Source organism: Streptomyces chlorus (assembly GCF_042655885.1).
GTDB lineage: Bacteria > Actinomycetota > Actinomycetes > Streptomycetales > Streptomycetaceae > Streptomyces > Streptomyces chlorus.
Map to the genome: position 1 here is coordinate 240,242 of NZ_JBHSOA010000003.1, position 7,720 is coordinate 247,961.

Below are 7,720 nucleotides of genomic sequence, written 5' to 3' on the forward strand. Positions count from 1 at the left end.
GCCGGGGGCCGGGGCCGGGGCCGGGGGCCGGGGCCGGGGCCGGGGGCCGGGGCCGGGGCCGGGGGCCGGGGCCGGGGCCGGGGGCCGGGGCCGGGGCCGGGGGCCGGGGCCGGGGGCCGGGGCCGGGGGCGGGGGCCGGGACAGGCTCCCGTCGACCGTCTCAGGCGTTGCTCCCGCCCCTCGCGGCCCGCCCGCGACCCCCCGCCCGGACGGGGTTCCGGTCCATACCCGCCTCGGACGCACTAGGGTGGAACTCTGGTGATCGACCGGTTCACGGTGAGTGTGCGCGATGGAGTGGCGACGATGAGGGCGGACGATCCGTTCGACGATCCGGTGACGGCTCGGGCCGTCATCGCCGCCGACGGCACCGTCACCCGGTGGAACGAGGGCGCCCAGCGGCTGCTGGGCCACCGGGCCGAGGACGTGGTCGGCCGCCCGGCGGCCCGCCTGCTCGCCGACGGGGCGCAGGCGCCCCGGCCGCCGGGCGAAACGCGTTGGAGTGGCACGCTCGCGCTCCGGCACCGGGACGGCTGCACCGTCACCGTGTGGCTGCTCGCCCACCGCGGTCGGCCGGAGGACGGTGAGGCCGACGACTGGCTGGCCGTCGCCCCGCTGCGGTCCGGCGACACCGATCCGGCCGGCGATCCGCTGCTCTGGGCGGCCATGCTCCAGTCCCCGTGCGCCACCGTCGTCTTCGGCAAGGACCTGCGCCTGCACGGTGCCAACGACGCGATGGCGGAGCTCCTCGGGCTGCCGGCCACCCATCTGCGCGGTCTGCAGCCCGGCGACATCGGCGGCCGGCCCCGGGACAGGGAGCTGGAGCAGCACATGCGCCAGGTACTGCGGACGGGCCGGGGCCACGACGTGCAGACGTGTCTGCGGGTCCGCGGAGAGAGCCGCGAAGACGCCTGGCTGGCCCGGATCGCACCGCTCACCGACGACTCCGGCCGGATTGTCGGTGTCTGCGTGACGGCCCACGACTTCACCGAGCAGAACAGGGCGCGGGCACGGCTGCAGCTGGTCAACGAGGCCAGCATACGCATCGGCACCACCCTCGACGTCACCCGGACGGCGCAGGAACTGACAGAGGTCTGTGTCCCCGCGCTCGCCGACTTCGTCAGCGTCGACCTGCTCGAGCACGGCCAGGGTGCCGACCCCACCGGTCCGCTCACTCTGCCGGTCTCGCTGCGCCGGCTCACCCATCGGTCCCGCACGGCGGGCAGCCCCGAGTCGGTCACCGACCCGGGCGAGGTGGTCGTCTACCCGGCCGCCGCACCCCAGGCCGACTCCCTGATCGCCGGCCACAGCGTCGTCGCCTCGGTCCCCTCCGGTGATCTCGATCCGTGGCTCGCGGTCGACGACGCCCACGCCCGGCAGGTCCGGGAGTTCGGTGTCCACTCGCTGCTGTCCGTCCCCCTCCGGGCCCGCGGTGTCACCCTCGGCGTCGCGGCCTTCACCCGCTTCCGGCATCCCGAGCCCTTCACCCACGACGACGTGCTGCTGGCCGAGGAGATCACCGCGCGTGCGGCCGTCTGCATCGACAACGCCCGCCGCTACTCCCGCGAACGCGAAACGACCCTCACCCTCCAGCGCAGCCTGCTCCCCCGCGGCCTGCCCCGGACCGCGGCGGTGGACGCCGCCTCCCGATACCTGCCGGCCGCGCGCACCGGCGTGGGCGGCGACTGGTTCGACGTCATCCCGCTGTCCGGGATGCGGGTGGCCATGGTGGTGGGGGACGTCGTCGGCCACGGCATCCAGGCGTCGGCGACGACGGGCCGGCTGCGTACGGCCGTCCGCACCCTCGCCGACATCGACTTGGCCCCGGAGGAACTGCTCACCCACCTCGACGACCTGGTCCTGCACCTCTCGCACGAGTCGGGCGGCGACGCCGGCCCCGGCGAGGTCGGTGCGACCTGCCTGTACGCGGTGTACGACCCGGTGTCACGGCGCTGCACCCTGTCGAGGGCGGGGCATCCGCCACCGGTCCTGGTCCCGCCGGACGGACCGGTCCGCATACTGGACATGCCGTCCGGGCCGCCGCTGGGCCTGGGCGGGCTTCCCTTCGAGTCCGTGGAGCTGGAGCTGCCTGAGGGCAGTGTGCTGGGTTTCTACACGGACGGTCTTGTCGACGTCCGGGGAGGCGGCACGGACGCGGGCCTTCATATGCTCTGCGACGCCCTGTCCCACGCGGCCTCCGGGGCTCTCGACGAGGCCTGCGACCGTGTCCTGCACGCCATGCTCCCTCCGGGTCCCGCCACGGACGACGTGGCGCTGCTGCTGACCCGTACCCGCGGGCTGCCGTCCTCCCGGGTCGCCACCTGGGACATCCCGGCCGACCCGGCGCTCGTCTCGCTGGTTCGCAAACAGGTCCTCGATCAGCTGGGCGTGTGGGCGCTGACCGACGTGTCGTTCACCGTCGAGCTGGTGGTGAGCGAGCTGGTCACCAACGCGATCCGCTACGGCGCGCCGCCGATCCGGCTCCGGCTGATCTGCGACGCGTCGACGCTGATCTGCGAGGTGTCCGACGCCAGCCACACCGCCCCGCACCTGCGGCGTGCCAAGACCTGGGACGAGGGCGGCCGGGGGCTGCTCCTGGTCGCCCAGCTCACCCGGCGGTGGGGCAGCAGACACACCGCCGAGGGCAAGACCATCTGGGCCGAGCTGGGGCTGGCGGAGGAACTGTGAGCGTCCGACCGGCCCGGTCCACCCAGGGTCTTTCGTCGGGATGATGCCGGATCGGAGAGCGGGGTCCGGTGCTGGGGGCACCGCCCGTCCGCCGACGACACCGACGCACAGGCCGGAGGCGGTGTTGTGCAACCGGCCGCGCAGGGCACCCTTTGCCACTTCTCCGGAGCGGAACCACGACGGGTCGCCGGGCGGGCTGCCACGGCTGCGCCGGGGGATTCGGAGGGACGGTCGGCGCCCCGTGCGGCGGCGTCGCCGAAACCGTCCGTGGTCCACAGCACCAGCGGGAGGACGACCAGCCCGCTGACGGTGAGGATGCCGGCGGCGAGGTTGCGCCGACGCGCGGCCCGGCGGGCGGCCTTCCGGGCGACACGGGAACCGGCGCGGAGCACGGCACCGCGAGGACCGGTACGGGAGGCCGCGCGCCGCCGGGAGCGGGCACCGGACCGGGAAGCCGTGGGCGCGGAGGTGGTCGGGGCGGCGGTGGCCGGGGCGGTGCTCGGTATCGGGGGCACCGTGGGGGCCGCGGAGTTGGTGGGCGCGGTGCGGGGTGCCTCGGTGGGGAGGCGCGGGACCGGTGTCCCCGCCTCCGTGAACGACTCGCCCGCCACCGCCGGGGGCTTGCCCGCGGGCACGGCGAACGGATCGCCCGCCGTTTCCAAACGTCCGTCGGCGGGGCCGGGGAACGCCGCACCGATGACGCCCCCGGGCGACGGCCGCTCCTCGGCGGCCGACTCGTCGGTGACATCGGCCGCCCGTGCCCTGCTCTCCGTGTACTCCCGTGCGCTCCAGCCCAGGACCGCCTCGGCCGGGGCCGTACCGAGTCCGCTGGTGAAACAGGTGAGTTGGCCCGCCGCGTGCCGGCAGTGGGCGCAGCTCTCCAGGTGGGTGCGCAGGTCCGGCTCGATTTCGGTGCCCGCTCGCCGGTAGGTCACCTCCAGCAGGCGCAGACAGCGTCGGCACTCCTGCTCGGGGGCGAGTTCCCCATGGAGTTGGAGGACTTCGTCGCGCAACCGCTCCTGGGAGCGGCGCAGTTCGATGCGGGCGCCCTCCTCGTCCAGGGCGAGCAGCCCGGCGGCGACGTGGAGCGGTTCGGACTCGACCTCGGTGTGCCACAGCAGACAGCGCGCGGACTGCGGCAGCCGCTGGAACGCCCCTGACAGCAGGCGCCGTTCGGACGGCGGCAGTGGCCGTGCGGCCGGCCGTCAGCCGTCGTCGGTGGTGGTGGTGAGATCGGGGTGGAGCATGTCGCGCCGGTGGTCGCCGTCCCGTTCGGCGGCGATCCGGCGTACCGTGACGAGGAGTTGGGGACGCCATGCGGAACTCGGGCCGTTGCGCCGCAGGGCCACGTAGAGGAAGGGCTTCGGGGCCTGTTCGGTCACCCGGAAAGCCTATGACCCGGCCGGTGGCCACGGTACGAAGGCGCGGTGCACGGAGAGGCTGTCCTCGTGGACGTGGTGGCGGACGACCAGGCCGTTCCGCACGGTGAGCAGCAGGGCGAAGCGGGCACGGTAGGGGCGTCCGGTGGGCCGGGCGGTCTGCCGGATCTCGCCGAACACCACCGCGTCGTCGCCGTCGACCAGGATGCGCTCGATCTCGGTGGCGGCCGCGTCGGGCACATGGTGGGCGGCCAGTTCCCGGTAGTGGGCGGCGGCGTCGGCCCGGGTGGCCCGGTGGCGGATCCAGGGGGTCGCGGTGCTGCCGTGCTCGTCCTTCGGCCAGTCGAGTTGCCAGTCGCAGGGGTCGGCGTACAGCTCGGCGATGCGGTCCGGGTCGCCGTGACCGATCCGGCGCAGCAGTTCCTCCACGGTGGCGCGGGTGCTGGTGGGCGGGGCGGTACGGGTCGGGCTGGTCCGGGTCGGTGTGGCCGGGGTCGGTGTGGGCTCGGTCATGGCGGGGTCTCCTGGGTCCAGGGGTGTCCGAGTTCAAGGGCTTCGGTCCGGGGAATGGTCATGACTGTGCCGTGGACACGCCGATGACGCCATGACGTCGGAGGTCATGTGCGGTCCGGTCGACACTGGTACGGAACAAGCTGATCCGCATGGCCCCACGGTCGTCCCGGAGACCGGGCCGGCCACGGGCCGCGACAACGACGGGACGGATGGCATGCCTCTTCAGGGCGAGTACGAGCCCAGCCCCACGCAGTGGGTGCGCGACCAGGTGGAACTGTACGAGAGCTCCGGCGGCACAGAGGGGACGTCCCTGCAGGACAGGCCGGTGGTGCTGCTGACCACGCGGGGGGCCAGGAGCGGCAAGCTGCGGAAGACCCCGGTGATGCGCATCGAGCACGAGGGGCGCTACGCGGTGGTGGCCTCGCTGGGCGGAGCACCCCGGCACCCGGTCTGGTACCACAACCTCAAGGCCGATCCGCAGGTGGAACTGCGGGACGAGCAGGTCGTGCGGGACATGACGGCCCGTGAGCTGACCGGGGAGGAGAAGGCAAAGTGGTGGGAGCGGGCCGTCGCGGCGTTCCCCCCGTACGCCGAGTACCAGGAGAAGACGGACCGGGTGATCCCGGTCTTCGTGCTGGAGCCGCGCGACTAGGGCCTCTCGTGTGGATCAGGCCGGGCTCGCGGGGTCCGGCCTGATCCAAACGAAAGACCCTGGGACTTGCCCGGAGAGGGGACTGGTAGGGGCCCGGAGAGGCCCGGCCGAATTTTGTTCGGTTCGGTGTGCATGACGCCCCGGCCGGCGGGCACCCGCGGTGCAGGCCCCGCCGCGTTCCCCCGTCGCGGCGGGGCTCACCCCTGCCACCGCACCGTGGGAAATTGCCCCGGTCGGGCCCGGTCGGGCCGTGCCGAGGGCGGAAAACGGGGAACGTGGGGCACAGGACCTTTCCGAACGCCTGCACAGACCTGGGAGATCCACGTGGCGAAGAAGAAGAGCAAGAAGAAGCTGCCCCTGGCGTACAAGCCCGTCGGGTTCGCGTTGGGCTGGACGAGTGGCACCGTGGCGGGGCTCGCGTTCCAGAAGACGTGGAAGCTGATCCGGCACGAGGACGACGCCCCCGACGCGCTGGACCGGGACCGCCGATGGGGCGAGATCCTGCTGGCCGCGGCGATCCAGGGCGCCATCTTCGCGGTGGTGCGCAGTGCCGTGAACCGCGCGGGTGCCAAGGCCATCGAACGCTCGACGGGCTTCTGGCCCGCCCAGGAGAAGGGGAGCGCCTGACCCGGCCCTCCCACCACACGAAGCCCCGGCGCCTCTGCGCGCCGGGGCGCGGCCCTCGACAGCCCCGGCCGGCCCCGGTGGGCCCGGCCGTTCGGCGGGCGTCAGCCCAGCTTCGGTGCCACCGGGACATCGCAGCGCAGGGTGAAGGAGTGCCCGGCCGGGTCGGCGTAGCCGCGTTCCTCCAGAGGGCCCGCGGCGTCCTTCGTCCCCACCGGGCGGCCGCCGAGACCCACGATCAGACGTTCCGCGGCGTCCAGGTCGTCGACCACGAACTCCAGGTGCGCCTGGAGCAAGTTCTCGGGGCGCGGCCAGCTCGGCGCGGTGGCGTTGGTGTCCCGGCGCAGCGCCAGCCGAAAGCCGTCGGCGGCCCGGATCTCCACCCGGTCGGCCTGGGCGTCCACCACCTCCGCCGTCAGCAACTCGCGGTAGAACTCGGCGAGTTTCTCGGGCTCGACGCAGTCGAGCACCACCACTCCCGCAGGCACGGTCGGCATGTCTCCTCCACAGGGTCAGGGTTGTGTGCAGGGCTCGGGGCGGCGCCCCGGCCCGTACTGGGCATCTGTCCCGGTTCCATGGGTTCAATCAACGGTAAATCCATTGCCTCATGGGGCTCTTGGGAGTGCGTTCGCCTCAAGTGGCTTGTCCAGTAACGGATATCACGACAGGCACCGGTGTAGATCATCTAGGATCTGGGCATCCTCGTTCCGCTTACCAAATGAACTTTCGTGCGGTGAAGTCGAGTTCGAATGTGCGGGTCGTCTCCGCGGTGGCCCGCTCGCAGGGCGGGGGGACTCTGCGTTCCGTCTCCCGAAAGGAAGCACATGTCTCAGGATGTCCGGTTCGACCTTCCCTTCAACACCCCGGTCAGCGAGCATCTGGAGTACGCGCGGGCGCGTCATCTGCGCTGGGTGTGGGACATGGGACTGGTGCGCAGCCGGGCCGGGTTCGACGAGTACCGCTCCTGGGACCTGCCGCAGGCCGCCGCCCGCACCTATCCGTACGCCTCGGCCGAGGACATGGTCGTCCTGATGAACTGGTTCTCGCTGGCGTTCCTGTTCGACGACCAGTTCGACGCCGGGCGGCCGGACCGGGCGGACGTGATAGCCGACGTGGCGCGGGAGCTCATCGTCACCCCGCTGCGGCCGGCGGGGAGTACACCCCGGGTGGTCTGCCCGATCACGGTGGCCTGGGCGCAGGTCTGGGAACGCCTCTCGGATGGCATGTCCCTGACCTGGCAGACCCGGTTCGCCGCGTCCTGGGGCCGGTTCCTGGTGGCCCACTGCGAGGAGGTCGACCTGGCGGCCCGCGGGCTGACCGGGACGCTCGGCCTCAACGAGTACGCCGTGTTCCGGCGCCGTACCGTCGGCATCCACCACAGTATCGACGCCGGTGAGCGCAGCCGCGGCTTCGAGGTGCCGGCGAGGGCGATGGCCCATCCGCTGATGGAGCGGATGCGTGATCTGGCCGCGGACACCATCGGGTTCATGAACGACATCCACTCCTTCGAGCGGGAGCGGCGCCGCGGCGACGGCCACAACCTGATCGCCGTACTGCACCGGGAGCGCGGCTGCTCGTGGGAGGAGGCCACGGCCGAGGCGTACCGCATGACGACCGCCTGCCTGGACGAATACCTTGAGCTCGAGGCACGGGTGCCCCGCGTGTGCGACGAGCTCGCGCTCGACGCGGACGAGCGCGAGCGGGTGGACAAGGGCGTGCAGGCCATCCAGCACTGGATCGAGGGAAATTACGAGTGGGCCCTGACCAGCGGCCGGTACGCGACGTCGAAGGAGGGCGCGGTGGCCACGGCCGAGCAGGCGGGCCGCGGCTCGGTCGACGATCTGCTGACCGTGTGAGACGGCCGTGC

The 7,720-nt window shown here is 72.9% G+C and carries 8 protein-coding genes; 5 read left to right on the forward strand and 3 right to left on the reverse strand.

Annotation, left to right across the window (positions count from 1 at the left end; all coding sequences use genetic code 11):
- Positions 1 to 303 precede the first annotated feature (303 nt).
- Together ACFPZI_RS01480 and ACFPZI_RS01485 are read left to right on the forward strand one after the other, a co-directional pair.
- Positions 304 to 2,685, forward strand: a complete 2,382-nt coding sequence (locus ACFPZI_RS01480; RefSeq protein WP_381357015.1) for a SpoIIE family protein phosphatase — start codon at positions 304 to 306, stop codon at positions 2,683 to 2,685.
- Between the two features lie 866 nt (positions 2,686 to 3,551).
- Positions 3,552 to 3,845, forward strand: a complete 294-nt coding sequence (locus tag ACFPZI_RS01485) for a hypothetical protein (RefSeq protein WP_381357018.1) — start codon at positions 3,552 to 3,554, stop codon at positions 3,843 to 3,845.
- Positions 3,846 to 3,890: 45 nt separating this feature from the next.
- On the opposite strand, the gene ACFPZI_RS01490 is transcribed toward ACFPZI_RS01485, so the two are convergent.
- Complete coding sequence (locus tag ACFPZI_RS01490) at positions 3,891 to 4,067, reverse strand: hypothetical protein (protein ID WP_381357020.1); 177 nt, start codon at positions 4,065 to 4,067, stop codon at positions 3,891 to 3,893.
- 9 nt (positions 4,068 to 4,076) lie between these two features.
- Positions 4,077 to 4,577, reverse strand: a complete 501-nt coding sequence (locus tag ACFPZI_RS01495) for a nuclear transport factor 2 family protein (RefSeq protein ID WP_381357022.1) — start codon at positions 4,575 to 4,577, stop codon at positions 4,077 to 4,079.
- A gap of 214 nt (positions 4,578 to 4,791) precedes the next feature.
- Between ACFPZI_RS01495 and ACFPZI_RS01500 the strand changes: the two genes are divergently transcribed.
- Together ACFPZI_RS01500 and ACFPZI_RS01505 are read left to right on the forward strand one after the other, a co-directional pair.
- Positions 4,792 to 5,229: a nitroreductase family deazaflavin-dependent oxidoreductase gene (locus ACFPZI_RS01500; RefSeq protein WP_381357024.1), complete on the forward strand. Its 438-nt coding sequence runs from the start codon at positions 4,792 to 4,794 to the stop codon at positions 5,227 to 5,229.
- Between the two features lie 324 nt (positions 5,230 to 5,553).
- Entirely contained in the window at positions 5,554 to 5,856 is a 303-nt protein-coding gene (locus ACFPZI_RS01505) for a DUF4235 domain-containing protein (RefSeq protein ID WP_381357027.1), read from the forward strand.
- Between the two features lie 101 nt (positions 5,857 to 5,957).
- On the opposite strand, the gene ACFPZI_RS01510 is transcribed toward ACFPZI_RS01505, so the two are convergent.
- Positions 5,958 to 6,350 carry a VOC family protein gene (locus ACFPZI_RS01510; RefSeq protein WP_381357030.1) on the reverse strand — a complete coding sequence of 131 codons (393 nt, stop codon included), beginning with the start codon at positions 6,348 to 6,350 and terminating at the stop codon, positions 5,958 to 5,960.
- Positions 6,351 to 6,677: 327 nt separating this feature from the next.
- Here ACFPZI_RS01510 and ACFPZI_RS01515 point away from each other — a divergent pair, with 327 nt between their 5' ends.
- The gene (locus ACFPZI_RS01515; protein WP_381357033.1) at positions 6,678 to 7,709 is read left to right on the forward strand and encodes a 7-epi-alpha-eudesmol synthase; all 1,032 of its coding nucleotides are present in this window, start codon (positions 6,678 to 6,680) and stop codon (positions 7,707 to 7,709) included.
- Positions 7,710 to 7,720 lie beyond the last annotated feature (11 nt).

Coding starts and splice junctions, on each gene's coding strand:
- ACFPZI_RS01480 (WP_381357015.1), top strand. CDS start 304: ATGAGGGCGGACGATCCGTTCGACGATCCGGTGACGGCTCGGGCCGTC.
- ACFPZI_RS01495 (WP_381357022.1), bottom strand. CDS start 4,577: ATGACCGAGCCCACACCGACCCCGGCCACACCGACCCGGACCAGCCCG.
- ACFPZI_RS01500 (WP_381357024.1), top strand. CDS start 4,792: ATGCCTCTTCAGGGCGAGTACGAGCCCAGCCCCACGCAGTGGGTGCGC.
- ACFPZI_RS01510 (WP_381357030.1), bottom strand. CDS start 6,350: ATGCCGACCGTGCCTGCGGGAGTGGTGGTGCTCGACTGCGTCGAGCCC.
- ACFPZI_RS01515 (WP_381357033.1), top strand. CDS start 6,678: ATGTCTCAGGATGTCCGGTTCGACCTTCCCTTCAACACCCCGGTCAGC.